This is a genomic window from Streptomyces sp. NPDC031132 (genome assembly GCF_055570595.1).
On the sequence record NZ_JBVIGX010000037.1, the window covers coordinates 6,013 to 23,206 of the forward strand.

Sequence of the window (17,194 nt, forward strand, 5' to 3'; positions counted from 1 at the left end):
TTCCTTGCCGCTGTTTCCCCCCCGGCCTTGTCCACCGCGGCCGGGGGTGGTCGCCGAGCACCCTCCGGGGGGGTGGGGCGCCCTGCGCCCCTCTCCCCCCCCGCCCCCGTGGCATGCGTACGTACGGCCGGTACCGCCGTCCTACGCGAGCAGGTTGACCCCGCGCGTGAAGACCCTCGGCAGCCGGGCCGCCAACGGGACGATCCGCCCCGCGAGCCGCGGCTGTTGGCGTGCCCACAGCAACGACGCGGTGAGCGTGCGGTAGCTGCGCGACAGCTCCCGCCAGGCCCGCTCGTACGCCTGCGGCCGGCCCTCCCGTACGCAGCGGACGAGTTCACCCGCCGCTGTCACGGCCAAGGTCAGCCCCTCGCCGGTCAGCGCGTCCACGTACCCCGCGGCGTCCCCGACGAACAGGACCCGCCCCGCGACCCGTACCCGCGCCTGCTGGCGCAGCGGCCCGGCGCCGCGCACCGCCGAACCGCAGGACCCGGCCAGCCGCGAGGACAGCAGCGGGAACCGGGCCAGCTGTACGTCGAAGGGGGCGCGTTCGGTGGTGAGGACCGCCACGCCGACCCGGCCGGGCCCCAGCGGGGTCACGTATGCCTCGCAGTGCGCCGACCAGTGGACCTCGACCAGGTCGCTCCAGGGCTCCACGGCGTAATGGCGGCGCAGCCCGTAGCGGGCCGGCCGGCCGGGGGCGGGTGGCGCCGCCAGGCCCAGGCCGCGCCGGACGGGGGAGTGCAGGCCGTCCGCCGCGACGAGGTGGCGGGCCGTCAAGCCGGCCGCACCGACCCGGTCCTCGTCCTGGCGGACCTCGCCGACGCGCCGCGGGAGCACCCGTACGCCCAGCCGGTCGGCGCGTTCGGCCAGCGCCGCCTGGAGGACGGTGCGGCGGGTGCCGAGACCCGGCCCGGTGTGGAACAGCCCCTCCGCGTGCAGGCCGCTCACTCCGTCCAGGTAGCGGATGCCGCGGAACGGGCTGCCCGGCACGGACACGCCGAGCTCCTGGAGGCGGCGGACGGCTCCCGGCATCAGCCCCTCGCCGCAGGCCTTGTCGATCGGGGTGGGGCGCGGCTCCAGGACCACGACCTCCATCCCGGCCAGCGCCCCGTGGATGGCCGTGGCCAGCCCCGCCGGGCCGCCTCCCGCGACGAGCAGGTCGATCACCGGGCCGCCCCGCCCTCCGCCGGCACGGCGCTGCGGTAGACGGGCGCGGCATGGGCCAGTGCGTCCTCCTCGCAGCGGATGCGTACGCCGAGCAGCAGGAGGTTCAGCACGGTGAAGCCCGCCGCCGTCATCCAGGCGGTGTGCACCAGCGGCAGCGCCGCACCCTCCACGACGACCGCGACGTAGTTCGGGTGGCGCATCAGCCGGTACGGACCCGCCGCCACCAGCGGCAGCCCCGGGACCACCAGCACCCGGGTGTTCCACCGCGGGCCGAGGGTGCTGATGCACCACCAGCGCAGTCCCTGGGCCGCCAGTACGAGGGCGAGTGCGGGCCAGCCCAGTGCGGGCAGGAACGGGCGGTCGGCGACGAGCGGCTCCACCACGCAGCCCAGCAGCAGCGCCGTGTGCAGGGCGACCATGGCGGGATAGTGGCCGCGGCCGTACTCGATGGCGCCCCGGGACAGGCTCCAGCGCGCGTTGCGGCGGGCGACGGCGAGTTCGGCGAGCCGCTCGGCCACGACGAGAGCCATGAGCAGCAGGTACGGGTCCATCGGGTTGATCGGGTTCGTCAGCATGAGGTCACCAGCGCAGGAGGACGAGTTCGGAGGCGAAGCCCGGTCCGAAGGCGATCATCAGCCCGACCGAGCCCGGTGCGGGCGGCCCGGCCGCCTGGACCGCGTCGAGGACGTGCAGGACCGAGGCCGAGGAGAGGTTGCCCGCGTCCGCCAGCGAGCGCCGGCTCGCCGCGAAGGCGGAGTCCGGCAGTGCCAGCGCGTCCGCCAGCACGTCCAGGACCTTCGGCCCGCCGGGATGGACGATCCACGCGTCGACGTCCGGCGGCTTGAGGTCGTGCCCGGCGAGGAACGTCTCGATCTCCTCGGCCACGTGCAGCCTGACCAGGTCGGGCAGTTCACGGCCCAGCACCATCCGGAAGCCCCAGTGGCCGATGTCCCAGCCGAGGAGTCCCTCGGTGCCCGGGTACAGGCGGCTGCGCGCGGCCACGACCGAAGGCCCCGGTCGCGTGCCGTGCAGCGGATGGCCGCGGCCCACGGCGAGCAGCGCCCCGGCCCCGTCGCCGAAGAGGGCGCCGGCCACCAGATTCGCCGTCGAGGTGTCCGAGGGCTGCAGGGTGAGGGAGCAGAGCTCGGTGGAAAGCAGCAGGGCCGCGTGGTCCGGGCGGCCCGCCAGGTAGTCGTGGAGGTGGCCGAGCCCGGCGGCGCCGGCCGCGCAGCCGAGGCCGAAGAGCGGCAGCCGCTTCACGTCGGGGCGCAGACCGGTACGGGTGGCGAGGCGGGCTTCCAGCGAGGGCGTCGCGAGCCCGGTCACCGTGGTCGACATGACCAGGTCGACCTCGCGCGCCGTCAGGTGGCCCGCGGTCAGGGCGGCTTCGACGGCGCGGGCGCCGAGCTCCTCGGCCGTCTCCACGAAGACGGCGTTCGTACCGCCGAAGTCGTTCGACGGACCGTAGCGCTCCAGCGGGAGCGCGAGGTGGCGGGACTCGACGCCCACCGAGGCGTGCAGCCGGTGGAGGAGGGCGGTGTCGGCCCCCGGAGGCAGGAAGCGGGCGAGCGCCGCCGCGATCTCGGACTGGCGATAGCGGTGGGGCGGGAACACACTGCTCACTGCCAGGACACGCGTCATTGATTCAACATAGGGAACAACTGACACTTCGTGAGGAATGCCGTGTACCGGGCGCGGCGCGGCATAACGTGATCGCGTGCCCTCCGCCCGAGCCGCAGACGGAACTCCGCCGACCCACGCCGCGACCCCGCCGACCGGTCCGCCCGCGCCCGCCGTGGGCCCGTCGCCGCCGCCCGTGCCCGGTCTGTCCGGCCTGTTCGGGCTGCTGGGAGCCTGCCACCCCGTGCCCGCGATCGCCGTGACGGTCTTCGCCGCAACCCTCGCCGCGGCCGTGGGGCGCAGCCTCCCGGGGGCGGCGCTCACCGTGGCCGCGGTGGCCGCGGGTCAGCTGTCCGTGGGCTGGTGCAACGACCGGGTGGACCTCGGCCGGGACCTGGCGACGGGCCGCCGCGACAAACCCCTGGTCTCCGGCGCGGTACGGCCCGCCGCGGTGACGGCCGCGGCGCTCACGGCCCTGCTTCTCTGCGTCCCGCTGTCGCTGGCCGGCGGATGGCCCGCCGGCTGCGCGCACCTGTGCGGGGTGGCCGCCGCCTGGGCGTACAACCTGCGGCTGAAGGGCACCGCCGTCTCCTGGCTCCCGTACGCCCTCGCCTTCGGACTGCTCCCCGCCTTCGTCATGCTGGGTCTGCCCGGGGCGCCCTGGCCGCCGTGGTGGCTGACGGCCGCGGCGGCCCTGCTGGGCGCGGGTGCGCATTTCGCCAACGTGCTGCCCGACATCGACGACGACCTGGCCACGGGCGTGGTGGGCCTGCCGCACCGGCTCGGCGCCAGGCGCTCGGCGGCCGTCGGGGGGCTGCTGGTCCTCGGCTCGGCCGTGGCCCTGGTCGCCGGACCGCCGGGGCGGGTGCCCCCGTACGGCTGGGGGCTGCTCGCGGCGACGGCGGCGGCGGTACTCCTCGGGGCCGGTCGGCCGCCCGGCCGGAGCCGGATCCCGTTCCTGGTCACGATGGCGGTCGCCGGGGGCGATGTCGTGCTGCTGCTGGTACGCGGGGCGGACCTGGCCGGGCTCCGCTGACGCGGCCCGAGCGCCGGCCCACGCCTCAGTCCGCGGCCGGCGGCTTGCGGGTCCGGGTCCACTCCAGCAGCTGCTCCCGCGGCCAGGTGTTCACGACGCGCCCGGCCGGTACCCCGCACTCCGCGGCCCGTTCGCAGCCGAGCAGCTGCCAGTCCAGCTGGCCCGGGGCATGGGCGTCCGTGTCGATCGCGAAAAGCGTGCCGGCCTCCACGGCCAGCCGCAGCAGCCGACGGGGCGGGTCCAGCCGTTCGGGCCTGCTGTTGATCTCCACGGCGGTCCCGGACTCGGCGCAGGCGGCGAACACCGCCTCCGCGTCGAACTGCGACTCGGGACGGCCGCGCCCCGTCACCAGCCGTCCCGTGCAGTGGCCCAGGACGTCCATCAGGGGGTTGCGTACGGCCGCCAGCAGCCGCCGTGTCATCGCGGGCGACTCCATCCGCAGCTTGGAGTGGACGGATCCGACGACCACGTCCAGCTGGTCCAGCAGCTCCGGCTCCTGGTCCAGCGAGCCGTCCAGCAGGATGTCGCACTCGATGCCGGTCAGCAGCCGGAAGGGCGCCCACGTCTCGTTCAGCTGCGCCACCACCTCCAGCTGCTCGCGCAGCCGCTCCGGCGACAGGCCCCGGGCGACGGTCAGGCTCGGCGAATGGTCGGTGAGCACGGCCCACTCGTGACCCAGCTCGGCCGCCGTCCGCCCCATGGCCTCGATCGGGCTGCCGCCGTCGGACCACTCGGAGTGCAGATGGCAGTCCCCCCGCAGGGCCGCGCGCAGCGCGCGGGCGGCAGGACCGGCCGGGGGACCCTCGGGGTGCGCCGCGATCTCGTCCTCGAGTTTCTGCAGGTACGCGGGGATCGCCCCGCCGACCGCCTCCCGCACCACCTGGGCGGTCTTCGGCCCGATGCCCTTGACCGCTTCGAGGGTTCCGGCCCCGACCCGCTCCTGTACCTCGCCTTCGCCCATACGGGTGATTGCGCCGGCCGCCCTCCGGAAGGCCTGCACCCGGTAGGTGGGCGCCTGCCCCCGCTCCAGCAGGAAGGCGATCCGCTCCAGCGCCGCTACCGGATCCATCGGCACACCTCCTGGTTGCCGTGTGACGGGCCGGTTCCAGTGTGACGGGGAACCCCAAGGATGTCTTGGGAAGGCCATAAGCCTTGTTTATAGGGTCATAACCAGGGGGCGGGTGCCGGGTTAGGGTGGCCTTAGTTTAGGGTTCTCTTGATCCAGTTTTTTGTCGGTCGAAGGGAACCTGTCATGCCTCGCCCCCTGCGGGTAGCAATCGTCGGTGCCGGCCCCGCCGGAATCTACGCCGCCGATGCGCTGCTGAAGTCCGAGGCGGCCGCCGAGCCGGGTGTCTCCATCGACCTGTTCGAGCGGATGCCCGCCCCCTTCGGCCTGATCCGGTACGGCGTCGCCCCCGACCACCCGCGGATCAAGGGCATCATCACCGCCCTGCACCAGGTGCTCGACAAGCCGCAGGTACGCCTGTTCGGCAACGTGGACTACCCGAACGACATCAGCCTCGACGAACTCCACTCGTTCTACGACGCCGTGATCTTCTCCACCGGCGCGACCGCCGACCGTGCGCTCGCCATACCGGGCGTCGAGCTCGACGGCTCGTACGGCGCCGCCGACTTCGTCTCCTGGTACGACGGCCACCCCGACGTCCCGCGCACCTGGCCGCTGGAGGCCGAGAAGGTCGCCGTCCTCGGCGTCGGCAACGTCGCCCTCGACGTCGCGCGCATCCTGGCGAAGACCGCGGACGAGCTGCTGCCGACCGAGATCCCGGCGAACGTCTACGACGGCCTCAAGGCCAACAAGGCGCTCGAGGTGCACGTCTTCGGCCGCCGCGGTCCGGCGCAGGCCAAGTTCAGCCCGATGGAGCTGCGCGAGCTCGACCACTCGCCCAACATCGAGGTCATCGTCAACCCCGAGGACATCGACTACGACGAGGGCTCGATCGCCACCCGCCGCTCCAACAAGCAGGCGGACATGGTCGCCAAGACCCTGGAGAACTGGGCGATCCGCGACATCGGCGAGCGCCCGCACAAGCTCTTCCTGCACTTCTTCGAGTCGCCCGCCGAGATCCTCGGCGAGGACGGCAAGGTCGTCGGACTGCGCACCGAGCGCACCGAGCTCGACGGCACGGGCAACGTCAAGGGCACCGGCCAGTTCACCGACTGGGACGTCCAGTCCGTCTACCGCGCCGTGGGCTACCTCTCGGACGAACTGCCCAAGCTGCCGTGGGACGTCGCCAGCGGCACGGTCCCGGACGAGGGCGGCCGTGTGATCGAAGCCGGCGCGCACCTGCAGTCGACGTACGTCACCGGCTGGATCCGGCGCGGACCGATCGGCCTCATCGGCCACACCAAGGGCGACGCGAACGAGACCGTCGCGAACCTCCTCGAGGACCACGCGGGCGGCCGCCTGCGGACGCCCGCCGCGCCCGCGCCGGAGGCCGTCGAGGCCTTCCTGGCCGAGCGGAACGTCCGCTTCACGACGTGGGAGGGCTGGTACAAGCTCGACGCGGCCGAGAAGGCGCTGGGCGAGCCGCAGGGCCGCGAGCGCGTGAAGCTCGTCGAGCGCGAGGACATGCTGAAGGCGAGCGGAGCGTAACCGCCACGCGTGGTTGATTCGGGTGGGGGCCGCCGGCGGTGGCCCCCACCTGCATGTCCGGAGCGTCGTCAGTCCTTGATGGAGAGGATCTTCCGGGTCTTCAGATCGGCCTGGACGTGGAGCCGGGTGGTGTCACTGCCGCTCCAGGTCAGGGTGACGGTGGCGTTGGTCTTGCCCATCCCGCTGTCGACGTAGGTGACCTTCCACTCCAGCGGCACGTTCTGGGCGTGCAGGACCCCGTCCGCGTGGTGGGTCCCCTCCCACTCCTCCAGCTCGCGCTGGAGCGGTACGGAGAGGTAGGCGGCCCGCAGCTGCTGCGCGCGCGTGCCGTCTCCGTCGTACACCGCGTCGATGTACGCCCCGTAGAAGGTGGCGATCCGGGAGAACGCGCCCTCCGGGCTGCCGGACACGGACGGCGCCTGCGCGCCGGCAGCGCCGGTCGCGGAGGCGGTGGTGACGAGGGCGAGGGTGAGAGCGGCCGTCGCGGCGGTGGCCGCGAGGGCGAGAGAAGCGGTGCGCTTGGCCGGAAGCTTGAACATCGTTCGGACCTTTCACCGTGCTGAGCCGAGTTGCCGAGTAGCTGAACCCAGCGACGCCGCCGCCCCCGCGGATGGTTCTCGGAACGTGCGAAATGGCCTGAATGCGGCGCAGATGGCGTACAGCCGCCTATCGGGGCGAACCCAGGCAGCTCAGCGCCGCCGCCCGCAGCGCCCGCACGCCCGCCGGGAGCGCCGTGCGCACGTCCGGCGCGAAGTCCGGCGCATGGTTGGCCGGCAGGACGGCCGGCTTCTCCGTCGCCGTCGCGCCGGGGGCCGCCGACCGGGCCGCCGGACCGATCACCCCCGGCATCCCGTACGCCAGGCGCACGCCCTGTGCCCCGTGCAGTGCCCGGCCCGTGTCGCCGTGCTGGTGACCAGGACGGCGACGTCCTCGGCCGCGGGCAGCAGCGGCAGCACCTGCCCGGCGCCGGCGGGCCGGGCCGGCACGAGGGTGAAGACCCCGCCGGGGACTCGTCCCGGACCTCGTACGCGCACTGGTGGGCCGGCGCCGACTTCCCGATGCCGGGGGCCCCGGAGACGACGACCAGCCGCGGCCCTTCGGCGGAGGTCAGGCGTGCGGCGATCGCGGCGCGGTCGGCCTCCCGGCCGGCGAACCCGGGCACGGGCGATGAGCCACGGGCGCCCGGGCCGGGTCCTGGGCACCCCGCGCCAGCCGCTGTCCGCTGCGGGCTCGGCAGACGGCGCCGGCCCTCCCGGCACCGCCGGCAGTGCCCCGGGGTGGGCGGCCCGCGGCAGGGCAGGCCGCGCGCCGGCCGCTTCGGGCCCTCCGAGGTCCTCGGAGCGCAGGATCGCCAGCTCCAGGCGGCGCAGCCCGGCACCCGGGTCGACGCCGAGCTCGTCGCGCAGCCGGTCCCGTACGGTCCGGTACTCGGCGAGGGCCTCCGCCTGGCGCCCGGTGCGGTAAAAGGCCTCGATGAGCTGTTCGGTGAACCGCTCGCGCACCGGATGCCGGCGGGCGCTCTCGTACAGGTCGACCAGGACCTGATGGCAGTTCCCGGCGGCGAGTTCGAGATCGCAGACCCGCTCCAGCACGCGCAGCCGCTCCTGTTCGAGCGCCGGCGCCGCGTCGCGCCGGAGCATGCGCGAGGCCACGTTGGCCAGCGGCGGCCCGTGCCACAGGGACCGTGCCTCGCGCAGGCGGTACAGCTCCTCGCCCGGGCCGGTGGCACCCGTGGCCTGCGCCGTCAGGGCGCGGAAGAGCGCGAGGTCGGGGGTCCCGGTGTCGTTGGGCATCCGGTATCCGCCGGGTACGGCCTCGATGGTGGTCGTGGATATGCCGTACTCCGTGAACAGCCCGCGCAGCCGCAGTACGCACGTCTGCAACGCGGCGCGTGCGGTGGCGGCCGGTTCCTCGTCCCACACCGCATGCAGCAGACAGGTGGTCGAAACCACGACTCCGGGGTGCAACAGAAGGGCCGTCAGAAGACTGGTGGGTTGGGACGGTTTGAGAACTACGGTTTCCGGGCCGCGCGCAATACTCGGCGGCCCCAAAAGCTGGAACCGCATGATGGTCCCTCGTTGTCGGGTCACATTTTCGCGAACGAGCAGGACAGGGGCGGTGGTCGGCCGCGTCTGCTCGCCGTCCCTCGTGGGCGGCGAATGAAGGAAACCCTACATAAAGGATCTTGCGAAAGTCGAGTCGCCCCCGGCTTGTTTCGGCCCCACCGGCGCTTCTCTTTCCCTTCGTCACTCTGGAGCCCCGTGAAGATACCGCCGTTTCATGGAAATGTTCACGCGTAAACGAATTTCCCCGTCCGGATGTCGTCGCGCGGCAATCGAAGGTGATTTCAGGGAGGCGTGGCCGAAATCCATGGCCGGTTCCGTGTGGCTTGGATCCGGCCACTCGAACGGGGGATCCGCAGACGGGAGGCCCATATCCGGAATGCGCGGCGGCTGCCGGTGGTTCGGACTCCACGCAACACCCGACCACCCTGCACGCACTGGAGAGCTCATGAAGATCGGCATCATCGGCGCAGGCAACATCGGCGGCAACCTGACGCGCCGCCTGACCGCGCTCGGACACGAGGTGTCCGTGGCGAACTCTCGTGGCCCCGAGACCCTGTCCGACCTCGTGAAGGAGACCGGGGCCACGCCGGTCACGGTGGCGCAGGCGGCCCGCGGGGCCGAGGTCGTCGTGGTCACCATCCCCCTGAAGAACGTGCCGCAGCTGCCCGCCGGGCTCTTCGATCAGGCGGCGAAGGACTTCGTCGTCATCGAGACCGGGAACTACTACCCGAAGCAGCGCGACGGCCGCATCGCCGAGATCGAGGACGAGGGCCTGACCGAGAGCCGCTGGAGCGAGCGCCACATCGGGCACCCGGTGGTCAAGGCCTTCAACGGGACGTACGCCGAGGACATCCTCGACCGGCACCGCCCGGCCGGGGACCCGGACCGGATGGCCCTCCCGGTCGCCGGCGACGACGAGGCGGCGAAGCAGACCGTCCGGGCGCTCATCGACGAACTCGGCTTCGACTCCGTCGACGCGGGCGGCCTCGACGACTCCTGGCGCCAGCAGCCCGGCACGCCCGTGTACGGGCTGCGGGCGGGGACCGAGGCCGTGGTGAAGGCCCTGGCCGAGGCCTCCCCGGTCCGGACGGCGGAGTTCAAGGGCTGACCGTCCGAGGCCGGGCGCGGGGGACGGGGACTGCGCCGCCGGGCCCGGGCGCCCGCCCGGACTCCGGCGTCGGCCGGGCCCCGCTCCGGCCGCCGGCCGCCGGCCGCCGGCCCTGGCCCCGGTCGACAACCGTGACCGAAGTGTCATGCGCCGGGCCCCTGTGCCGGCGGGCCGTCCTTGCTACGGTCCTGCCGTCACAGGAGCGTAGGAGGGCACCTTGCACGTCAGACCCCGTCTGATGATCGTCTCGGCGGTACTGGCGGCGCTGTCGGCCGTTCTGACGGCCTGCACCGGGCACCCGGACACCCCGGCCGCTCCCACCCGGTCGTCGGGCGCCTCGCCCTCGGGCTCGGTCTCGCCGACGGCGACCGTGTCGGGGACCCCGGCCGTGTCCTCACCGGCGCCCACGCCCACCGCCAGCTCCACCCCCACGTCCTCGGCGACGCCCGCGAAGACGCCGGCGCCGTCGGCCCCCGCCCCCGCGACCCGGCTGTCGCTGAGCGCGGCCGCCGCGGGCGGCAGGCTGAACCTGGTCCGCGGCGGCCCCGCACAGGAGTTCACGGTCACCGTCCGCAACGGCAACTCCCAGGCCTACGGGCACCTGCTGATCGCCTTCCAGATGGAGCCCCTGACCGGCGAGCCCGGCGACCTGCCCGGACCCGCGTCCCCCTACGTACTGGAACGGCGCGACCCGGTCACCGGCACCTGGCGCACCGTGGACCTGCGGATGGCCACCGACGCCAAGCCGGCCCACCTCTACGAGGGCGGCGCCCCCCTCGCCCGCGACGCCGTCCGCACCGAGCGCTACCGGCTCCGCGCCACCGCCACGGGCCCCAGCGGCAGCAGCCCGCTCATGGTGTACGCACTCGACACGGACGCCGCCGAGGGCGCCCCGCTCGACGTGGGACGCCCGGGGTACTTCTCGCTGCCCCACACCACCCGGCGCATTCTCTGACTCCCGTTCCCGTTCCCGTTTCCGCTCCCGTACCCACCGCGGCGACCCCAGCGGTACGGCCGCTTCACGCGGTCGCCGGCGTGGATAGGCTCGGTCAGGCCGCAGGGGCGGTGCTCACCGATCGAAGGAGCAGTGTCATGACCGGCGGCGACGAGGTCCGGATCCTGCGCGCGGGCGACCGCGCGGCCGTCGCGTGGAAGAACGGCGGTGGGGTGACCCGGGAGATCGCGGCCTGGCCCGAGGGCGCCGGGATGGCCGACTTCGGATGGCGGGTCAGCCTCGCCGAGGTGGCCGCGGACGGGCCCTTCTCGGCCTTCCCCGGCGTCGACCGCACGCTGACCCTGGCCGAGGGGGCGGGCATGGACCTCACGGTGGCCGGCGCCCGCCGCCTCGTCGACGAGCGCTACGCGCCGCAGGACTTCCCCGGCGACGCGCCCACCGAGTGCAGGCTCCTCGACGGGCCCGTCGTGAACTTCAACGTGATGTACCGCCGCGACCGCGTGCACGCGGAGACCGCAGTCGTACGGGGCGCCCTCGCGCTCACCGCCGCGCCGGGGGAGACCCTGCTGGTGGTCGCGCTCCAGGGCCGGGCGGAACTCGAAGGCGGAACCGGCACCGGAGCCGCAGCCGCAGCCGGCCCCGTCACCCTCGGCCCGTACGACGCGGTCCGGATCACCGGGGCCCACACCTGCCGCCTGCGTACTCCGGCGCGCGCGGCGGTGGTCAGGCTGGCAGGCCGCCACGGGCGATGACGTCGGCGTACCAGCGGGCACTGTCCTTCAGCGTGCGCCGCTGGGTCGCGAAGTCGACGTGGACGAGGCCGAACCGCTTGCTGTAGCCGTACGCCCACTCGAAGTTGTCCAGCAGCGACCACACGAAGTACCCGCGTACATCGGCCCCGTCCGCGATCGCCCGGTGCACCGCGGCCAGATGGCCGCGCAGGTAGTCGACGCGCTCCGGATCGTGCACATCGCCCTCCGGGTCGGCGTAGTCCACGTACGCCGCGCCGTTCTCCGTGATCAGCACCGGTACGCGAGGCAGTTCGTCGCGCAGCCGGACCAGCAGCTCGTGCAGGCCTCCCGCGTCCACGGGCCAGTCCATGGCCGTCCGCGGCCCCGGCGCGGGCAGGAAGCGTACGTGCTCCTCGGCGCCCACCCACGGCGAGGGCCCGGCGGACCGCTCAGGGTCCCCCGGCCCGGCCGCCGCGACCACCGTCGGGGAGTAGTAGTTGAGGCCCAGCCAGTCGATCGGCGCCGCGGCGGCGGCCAGGTCGCCGTCCCGGACGAAGGACCAGTCCGTCACCCCGGCGGTGTCGCGCACCAGGTCCTCCGGCAGGCGCCCGTGGAAGACCGGGTCGAGGAAGATCCTGTTGCCCACCGCGTCGATCCGGCGCACCGCGTCCAGATCGCCGGCGGAGTGCGTCAGCGGCCGCAGCGCGTGCAGGTTCAGCGTCAGCGAGACCTCGGCCGACCGGGGGAGGACGGCGCGCAGCGCCGCCACGCCCAGGCCGTGGGCCAGGTTGAAGTGGTGGGCGGCCTGGAGCGCGGACGCCGGCTCGGTGCGGCCCGGGGCGTGCACCCCGGACGCGTAACCGAGGAAGGCCGCGCACCAGGGCTCGTTGAACGTGGTCCAGCTCGCCACCCGGTCGCCGAGCGCCCCGGCCACGAGCCCCGCGTACGCGGCGAACCGCTCTGCGGTCTCCCGCCGCGGCCAGCCCCCCAGGTCCTCGAGCTCCTGAGGCAGGTCCCAGTGGTAGAGCGTGGCGACCGGCCGGATCCCGGCGGCCAGCAACGCGTCGGCGAGCCGCCGGTAGAAGTCCAGGCCCTGCTGGACGGCGGGCCCCCGGCCGGTGGGCTGGACCCGCGGCCAGGCCACCGAGAAGCGGTAGTCGCTGACGCCGAGCCGCCGGAGCAGGGCGACGTCCTCGGTCATGCGGTGGTAGTGGTCGGCGGCCGTGTCCCCGGTGTCGCCGTTGCGGACCCTGCCGGGGGTGCGGCTGAAGGTGTCCCAGATGGAGGGCGTCCGGCCGTACAGGCCGGCTGCGCCCTCGATCTGGTACGCGGCGGTGGCCGTGCCCCAGCGAAATCCGGCCGGGAAGGAGAGGCCCGTCTTCGTGACGGGAGAGGCGTCGAGCGTGGTCATGGGAAGACTCCAGGAAGGTGAGGGAAGGCCGGGACGGCTGCGTCAGCCCTTGACCGCGCCCTGCATGATGCCGCCGACGATCTGCCGGCCGAGCAGTCCGAAGACCAGCAGCACGGGCAGCGTGCCGAGCAGGGTGCCGGCCATGATCACGGACTGGTCGTGGACGTATCCGCCGCCCAGCTGGCGCAGCGCGACCTGGACGGTCGGCTCCTGCGACGACAGCGCGACGATCGGCCAGAAGAAGTCGTTCCAGGCCGTCATGAAGGTGAGCAGGCCCAGGACCGCCATCGCCGGGCGGGCGATCGGCACGACGATCGACCAGAAGATCCGGGCGTGCGAGGCCCCGTCCACCCGCGCCGCCTCGATCAGCTCGTCCGGCAGCGACTGCACCAGGAACTGCCGCATGAAGAACACGCCGAACGCCGAGACGAGCCCGGGCAGCACGACGGCCTGCAGCTGGTTCACCCAGTGCAGTTCGACGATCAGCATGAACAGCGGGATCACCCCGAGCTGCGGCGGGATCATCATCGAGGCGACGACGGCGCCGAGCAGCGCCCCGCGGCCGCGGAAGCGGAGTTTGGCGAAGGCGAACCCGGCCAGCGTGGAGCACAGCACCGTGCCGACGGTGATCGCCCCCGAGACGATCAGCGAGTTGAGCAGCGCCGTGCCGATGGCCGCCTCGTCCAGGACGGCCCGGAGGTTGTCCAGGAGCCGCGGGCCGGGCAGCAACGCCGGTAGGGGCCGGGCCAGTTCGGCGTTGGAGCGGCTCGCGGCGACGAGGGTCCAGTACAGCGGGAAGGCCGAGACCAGCACGGCGCAGATCAGGACCACGTACGTGGTCCTTCCGCCGCGCCGGGCGGAGACGTGCGCGCTCATCGGCCGGCCTCCTTACGGGAACGGTGGCGCGCGGCCACGGCGTTAACCCCGACCAGCACCACGATCAGCAGGAACATCACCCAGGCGATGGCCGCCGCCCGGCCCAGGTGGAAGAAGCCCCAGCCCTGCTCGTACATGTACAGGCCGAGGGTCTGGTACTGGTGCGAGATGCCGCCGGACATCGACCCCTCGAACAGCAGCGGCTCGCCGAACAGCTGCGTGGCGCCGATCGTCGAGACGATCGAGGTGAAGACGATCGTGGGGCGCAGCCCCGGCAGTGTCACGTGCAGGAACTGCCGCAGGCGGGAGGCGCCGTCGACCTCGGCCGCCTCGTAGAGCTCGATCGGGATCGTCTGCATGCCCGCCAGGTAGATCAGCGCGTTGTAGCCGGTCCAGCGCCAGACCACGATGGACGAGACGGCGATCTGGGAGGCCGTCGTACCGTTCTGCCAGTCGACCGGGTGGATGCCCACCAGGTCCAACAGGCGGTTCACGAGCCCGAAATCGTGCCCGAAGAGCTGCGCGAAGATCAACGACGCGGCGGCGACCGAGGTCGCGTACGGCAGCAGCAGCGCGGTACGGAAGAACGTGCGGGCCCGGAGCCGGTAGTTGAGCAGGTGGGCCAGGCCCAGCGCCATCAGCAGTTGGGGCACCGTGGACAGGACGCCGATGGTGAACGTGTTGCGCAGCGCCGTCCAGAAGAACGGATCGGTGAACAGCGCCGTGTAGTTGCCGAGGCCGCGCCACTCCAGCTCGCCGGGGGTCTGCAGTTCGGCGCGGTAGAGGGAGACGTACGCCGTGTAGAGCAGCGGGAAGATCCCGAACGCGGCGAACAGGGTGAAGAAGGGCGCGAGGAAGGCATACGGGGACAGCGAAGCCGGCGGCCGCCCGCGCCGCGGGGGCGGCGGGACCGGCGGCGCCGGGGCGGTCAGGGGCGCCGGCGGCGCCAGCGGCTCAGCCGAGGGCATTCTTGACGGCCTTCTTCGCGTTCGACCAGGCCGTCTCGGGGGCAGTGCCCTTGCGTTCGACCTCGCTCAGCGCGTTGTTGATCTGGTCGGCGATGTCCTTGTCGTGCAGGCCGAGCACCTGGACGGGGGCCTGTTCGGCGGCGTCACCGAAGATCCGGCCGATCGGCGCATCGGAGAAGTAGGGGTCCTTGGCGTCGGCTATCTGACTGATGGACTTGGTGGCCGACGGGAAGTTGCCCTGTTTGCGGAAGACCTTGGTCTGCTGCTCGGGCGCGGTGAGCCACTTGATCAGCTCGTACGCCTCCTTCTTGTGCTTGGCGGCGCTCGGGACCGCCAGGTAGGCGCCGCCCCAGTTGCCCGCGCTGCCGGGCAGCTTCGCGACGTCCCACTTGCCCTCGCCCGCGTCCCCGGCCTGGCCCTTGATGTAGCCGAGCATCCAGGCGGGGCAGGGCAGAGTGGCGAAGGAGCCGGAGGCGAACGCCTGGTTCCACGGCGGCGACCACTGGTCCAGCTTGGCGCTGAGCCCCTCGCCCGCAGCCTTGACGGAAACGTCCCAGGCGGCCTTCACGGCGGGGCTGTTCTCGTAGATCAGGGCGCCCGAGGCGTCGTAGTAGCGCTCCTTCTGCTGGCCGACCATGACCGCGTTCAGGCTGCCCACGCTGTCGATCCAGGAACTGCCGGCCGGCGCCTTCTCCTTGTACTGGCGGCCGAGTTCGAGGTATCCGTCCCAGGTGGCCCACCGGGCCGCCAGTTCGGTGCGGTCGGTGGGCAGTCCGGCGGCCTGGAACAGGTCGCGGCGATAACACATGGCCTCGGGGCCGACATCGGTGCCCAGGCCCAGCACCTTGCCGTCCTTGGTGGCCGCGGCGGACCACTTGGCGGGGGCGAACTCCCCCTTGAGCGCCCCGGCTCCGTACTGGTTCAGGTCCACGAACTTGCCGGCCTGCTGCTGGGTGACCGAGGCGATCCGGCCGACCTCGACGGCCTGGACGTCGGCCAGGCCGCCGCCGCCCGCGAGACGGGTCTGGAGCGACTTCCAGTAGTCCTGCTCGTCCTCGGTGTCGGTCTGCTTGATCTTGACGCCGGGGTGGAGCTGCTCGTACTCGGCGTAGAGCCCGGCCTCCTGGTAGCCGAACGCGCCGAACAGGTCGACGGTGAGCGTGACGTCGCCTCCCGCGGCGTCGCCGGAGGGCGCACCGCCCGACCCGGACCCGGATCCGCAGGCGGCCAGGAGCACTCCCGTGAGCGCGAGGGCGCCGAGTCGGATCACGGTTCCGGGGGTGGTTCGGGGGATGGACATGGGGCGGCCTCCTTGGCCTGGACGGGCAGGGTGCGGGGGTGGGAGTGCGCCAGCGTTGAGAGCGCTCTCAGAGCGCGACTGGAGCGTGCACCCGCAGCCCCGGCCCCGTCAAGAGTTGTACGCACAACAGCACGCGTTCGTCCACAATCACCCCTGTCACACGACGAGTTCACGCCGCGCCGACCCGGCGGACCGCGTGGATCGGGTGGATGACGCATGTCGTGCGCGTCACGCGGAGGCGCGCCGCACCAGCGCCGTCGGAGTGACCACCGAGGCCGGTACGCTGCGTTCGCCCTGGACCTTGTTCAGCGTGCGCAGCAGCAGCCGCGCCATCAGACGCCCCATGCCCTCGATGTCCTGGCGCACGGTCGTCAGCGGCGGATCGGCGGTCTCCGCCACCAGCTCGGCATCGTCGAAGCCGACCAGCGCCACGTCCCCCGGCACGGCGAGGCCGCGCTCCCGCAGCACCCGCAGGGCGCCCGTCGCCATCAGGTCGTTCGCCGCGAACACCGCGTCGAGGTCCGGGCAGCGCTCCAGCAGCCCGGCCATCGCGAGGGCCCCGCCCGCCGCGGTGAAGTCCCCCTCCGCGATCAGCGCCGGATCGGCGTCGAGCAGTACGTCCCGGTAGCCGTCGAGCCGGTCCACCGCCGAGGTCTGGTCCAGCGGGCCCGCGATGTGCGCGATCCGCTTCCGGCCCTGGTCCAGCAGGTACCGCACGGCCTCGCGGGCGCCCCCGCGGTTGTCCGCGTCGACGTACGCGACACCGCCGTGCTCCCCGGAGCCGGCGGTCCAGCCCGGCCGGCCGCCGTAGACCGTGGGCATGCCGATGCGGCGGGTGATCGCGGGCAGCGGGTCGTCGGTGTGCAGCGAGAAGGCGAGGGCCCCGTCGACGTGGCCGCCGGCCAGATAGCGCTCGATGCGGTCGTAGTCGCCCCGGTCCTCCACGAGCAGCAGGACCAACTGGGTGTCGTGCGCGGTCAGTTCCTTGCTGATGCCGCGGATCTGGCGGGAGAAGAAGGGGTCGGAGAAGATCCGGATCTCCGGCTCGGCGATGATCACCGCGACGGCCCCGGTGCGCCGGGTGACGAGGGTGCGGGCCGCGGGATTCGGCACGTACCCGAGCTCCCGTACGGCCTCGCGGACCTTCTCCACGAGGTGTGCGCGGACACCCTCGCCGCCGTTGACGACGCGGGAGGCGGTGGCCCGGGACACCCCGGCGCGCTCCGCCACGGCCTCGAGGGTGGGCCGGTGGCCGGGAAGCTGTTCGGGCACGGGCGCTCCTCCTGCGTGTCCGGGGGCTGTTGGCTCGCCGAACAGCAGGGTAACCCCTGCCGCCGGGAGC

Annotated in this window: 17 protein-coding genes; 5 read left to right on the forward strand and 12 right to left on the reverse strand. The window is 73.2% G+C overall.

Annotated elements, in window-relative coordinates; all coding sequences use genetic code 11:
* Positions 1-141 precede the first annotated feature (141 nt).
* The 3 genes from ACZ49B_RS33185 to ACZ49B_RS33195 are packed head-to-tail and all read right to left on the reverse strand — an operon-like array spanning position 142 to position 2,808.
* On the reverse strand, positions 142-1,167 hold the full coding sequence (locus ACZ49B_RS33185; protein ID WP_468313291.1) for an NAD(P)/FAD-dependent oxidoreductase: 1,026 nt from the start codon (positions 1,165-1,167) through the stop codon (positions 142-144).
* Positions 1,164-1,718 (reverse strand): isoprenylcysteine carboxyl methyltransferase family protein, encoded by a 555-nt coding sequence (locus ACZ49B_RS33190; protein ID WP_468313413.1) that lies wholly within the window; start codon positions 1,716-1,718, stop codon positions 1,164-1,166. The genes ACZ49B_RS33185 and ACZ49B_RS33190 overlap by 4 nt, the downstream gene beginning before the upstream one ends.
* 28 nt (positions 1,719-1,746) lie before the next feature.
* Positions 1,747-2,808, reverse strand: a complete 1,062-nt coding sequence (locus ACZ49B_RS33195; protein ID WP_468313293.1) for a type III polyketide synthase — start codon at positions 2,806-2,808, stop codon at positions 1,747-1,749.
* Between the two features lie 76 nt (positions 2,809-2,884).
* Here ACZ49B_RS33195 and ACZ49B_RS33200 point away from each other — a divergent pair, with 76 nt between their 5' ends.
* Positions 2,885-3,823: a UbiA family prenyltransferase gene (locus tag ACZ49B_RS33200; RefSeq protein WP_468313296.1), complete on the forward strand. Its 939-nt coding sequence runs from the start codon at positions 2,885-2,887 to the stop codon at positions 3,821-3,823.
* Between the two features lie 25 nt (positions 3,824-3,848).
* On the opposite strand, the gene ACZ49B_RS33205 is transcribed toward ACZ49B_RS33200, so the two are convergent.
* A complete protein-coding gene (locus ACZ49B_RS33205) occupies positions 3,849-4,892 on the reverse strand; it encodes a PHP domain-containing protein (protein ID WP_468313299.1) in 1,044 nt (347 codons plus the stop codon).
* Positions 4,893-5,075: 183 nt separating this feature from the next.
* Between ACZ49B_RS33205 and ACZ49B_RS33210 the strand changes: the two genes are divergently transcribed.
* The gene (locus tag ACZ49B_RS33210; protein ID WP_468313301.1) at positions 5,076-6,437 is read left to right on the forward strand and encodes an FAD-dependent oxidoreductase; all 1,362 of its coding nucleotides are present in this window, start codon (positions 5,076-5,078) and stop codon (positions 6,435-6,437) included.
* Positions 6,438-6,505: 68 nt separating this feature from the next.
* Here ACZ49B_RS33210 and ACZ49B_RS33215 read toward each other — a convergent pair whose 3' ends face one another.
* The 3 genes from ACZ49B_RS33215 to ACZ49B_RS33225 all read right to left on the reverse strand — a co-directional run bounded on the left by ACZ49B_RS33215 (position 6,506) and on the right by ACZ49B_RS33225 (position 8,503).
* Positions 6,506-6,976 carry a hypothetical protein gene (locus ACZ49B_RS33215; RefSeq protein ID WP_468313304.1) on the reverse strand — a complete coding sequence of 157 codons (471 nt, stop codon included), beginning with the start codon at positions 6,974-6,976 and terminating at the stop codon, positions 6,506-6,508.
* 127 nt (positions 6,977-7,103) lie between these two features.
* On the reverse strand, positions 7,104-7,277 hold the full coding sequence (locus ACZ49B_RS33220; RefSeq protein WP_468313307.1) for a hypothetical protein: 174 nt from the start codon (positions 7,275-7,277) through the stop codon (positions 7,104-7,106).
* Positions 7,274-8,503 carry an AfsR/SARP family transcriptional regulator gene (locus ACZ49B_RS33225; RefSeq protein ID WP_468313309.1) on the reverse strand — a complete coding sequence of 410 codons (1,230 nt, stop codon included), beginning with the start codon at positions 8,501-8,503 and terminating at the stop codon, positions 7,274-7,276. The genes ACZ49B_RS33220 and ACZ49B_RS33225 overlap by 4 nt, the downstream gene beginning before the upstream one ends.
* A 376-nt stretch (positions 8,504-8,879) precedes the next feature.
* Between ACZ49B_RS33225 and ACZ49B_RS33230 the strand changes: the two genes are divergently transcribed.
* The 3 genes from ACZ49B_RS33230 (at position 8,880) to ACZ49B_RS33240 (ending at position 11,318) form a co-directional block, all read left to right on the forward strand.
* On the forward strand, positions 8,880-9,611 hold the full coding sequence (locus ACZ49B_RS33230) for an NADPH-dependent F420 reductase (protein ID WP_468313312.1): 732 nt from the start codon (positions 8,880-8,882) through the stop codon (positions 9,609-9,611).
* Between the two features lie 217 nt (positions 9,612-9,828).
* Entirely contained in the window at positions 9,829-10,566 is a 738-nt protein-coding gene (locus tag ACZ49B_RS33235) for a hypothetical protein (RefSeq protein ID WP_468313314.1), read from the forward strand.
* A 137-nt stretch (positions 10,567-10,703) separates the two neighbouring features.
* Positions 10,704-11,318 (forward strand): HutD/Ves family protein, encoded by a 615-nt coding sequence (locus tag ACZ49B_RS33240; protein ID WP_468313316.1) that lies wholly within the window; start codon positions 10,704-10,706, stop codon positions 11,316-11,318.
* On the opposite strand, the gene ACZ49B_RS33245 is transcribed toward ACZ49B_RS33240, so the two are convergent.
* The 5 genes from ACZ49B_RS33245 to ACZ49B_RS33265 form a co-directional block, all read right to left on the reverse strand.
* Complete coding sequence (locus ACZ49B_RS33245) at positions 11,290-12,708, reverse strand: GH1 family beta-glucosidase (RefSeq protein ID WP_468313319.1); 1,419 nt, start codon at positions 12,706-12,708, stop codon at positions 11,290-11,292. The genes ACZ49B_RS33240 and ACZ49B_RS33245 overlap by 29 nt on opposite strands.
* 42 nt (positions 12,709-12,750) lie before the next feature.
* A complete protein-coding gene (locus tag ACZ49B_RS33250; RefSeq protein ID WP_468313320.1) occupies positions 12,751-13,584 on the reverse strand; it encodes a carbohydrate ABC transporter permease in 834 nt (277 codons plus the stop codon).
* Positions 13,581-14,552: a carbohydrate ABC transporter permease gene (locus tag ACZ49B_RS33255; protein WP_468313323.1), complete on the reverse strand. Its 972-nt coding sequence runs from the start codon at positions 14,550-14,552 to the stop codon at positions 13,581-13,583. Before ACZ49B_RS33255 ends, ACZ49B_RS33250 begins: the two co-directional genes overlap by 4 nt.
* Positions 14,539-15,852, reverse strand: coding sequence for an ABC transporter substrate-binding protein (locus tag ACZ49B_RS33260; RefSeq protein WP_468313326.1), 1,314 nt, complete (start codon positions 15,850-15,852; stop codon positions 14,539-14,541). The genes ACZ49B_RS33255 and ACZ49B_RS33260 overlap by 14 nt, the downstream gene beginning before the upstream one ends.
* Positions 15,853-16,080: 228 nt before the next feature.
* Positions 16,081-17,124 carry a LacI family DNA-binding transcriptional regulator gene (locus ACZ49B_RS33265; RefSeq protein ID WP_468313328.1) on the reverse strand — a complete coding sequence of 348 codons (1,044 nt, stop codon included), beginning with the start codon at positions 17,122-17,124 and terminating at the stop codon, positions 16,081-16,083.
* Positions 17,125-17,194: the final 70 nt, after the last annotated feature.

What these genes read in the sequence shown, in the direction of transcription:
- ACZ49B_RS33190 (WP_468313413.1), bottom strand. Translation starts at nt 1,718, where the DNA reads ATGGACCCGTACCTGCTGCTCATGGCTCTCGTCGTGGCCGAGCGGCTC.
- ACZ49B_RS33195 (WP_468313293.1), bottom strand. Translation starts at nt 2,808, where the DNA reads ATGACGCGTGTCCTGGCAGTGAGCAGTGTGTTCCCGCCCCACCGCTAT.
- ACZ49B_RS33205 (WP_468313299.1), bottom strand. Translation starts at nt 4,892, where the DNA reads ATGGATCCGGTAGCGGCGCTGGAGCGGATCGCCTTCCTGCTGGAGCGG.
- ACZ49B_RS33210 (WP_468313301.1), top strand. Translation starts at nt 5,076, where the DNA reads ATGCCTCGCCCCCTGCGGGTAGCAATCGTCGGTGCCGGCCCCGCCGGA.
- ACZ49B_RS33215 (WP_468313304.1), bottom strand. Translation starts at nt 6,976, where the DNA reads ATGTTCAAGCTTCCGGCCAAGCGCACCGCTTCTCTCGCCCTCGCGGCC.
- ACZ49B_RS33225 (WP_468313309.1), bottom strand. Translation starts at nt 8,503, where the DNA reads ATGCGGTTCCAGCTTTTGGGGCCGCCGAGTATTGCGCGCGGCCCGGAA.
- ACZ49B_RS33230 (WP_468313312.1), top strand. Translation starts at nt 8,880, where the DNA reads ATGCGCGGCGGCTGCCGGTGGTTCGGACTCCACGCAACACCCGACCAC.
- ACZ49B_RS33240 (WP_468313316.1), top strand. Translation starts at nt 10,704, where the DNA reads ATGACCGGCGGCGACGAGGTCCGGATCCTGCGCGCGGGCGACCGCGCG.
- ACZ49B_RS33245 (WP_468313319.1), bottom strand. Translation starts at nt 12,708, where the DNA reads ATGACCACGCTCGACGCCTCTCCCGTCACGAAGACGGGCCTCTCCTTC.
- ACZ49B_RS33250 (WP_468313320.1), bottom strand. Translation starts at nt 13,584, where the DNA reads ATGAGCGCGCACGTCTCCGCCCGGCGCGGCGGAAGGACCACGTACGTG.
- ACZ49B_RS33255 (WP_468313323.1), bottom strand. Translation starts at nt 14,552, where the DNA reads ATGCCCTCGGCTGAGCCGCTGGCGCCGCCGGCGCCCCTGACCGCCCCG.
- ACZ49B_RS33260 (WP_468313326.1), bottom strand. Translation starts at nt 15,852, where the DNA reads ATGTCCATCCCCCGAACCACCCCCGGAACCGTGATCCGACTCGGCGCC.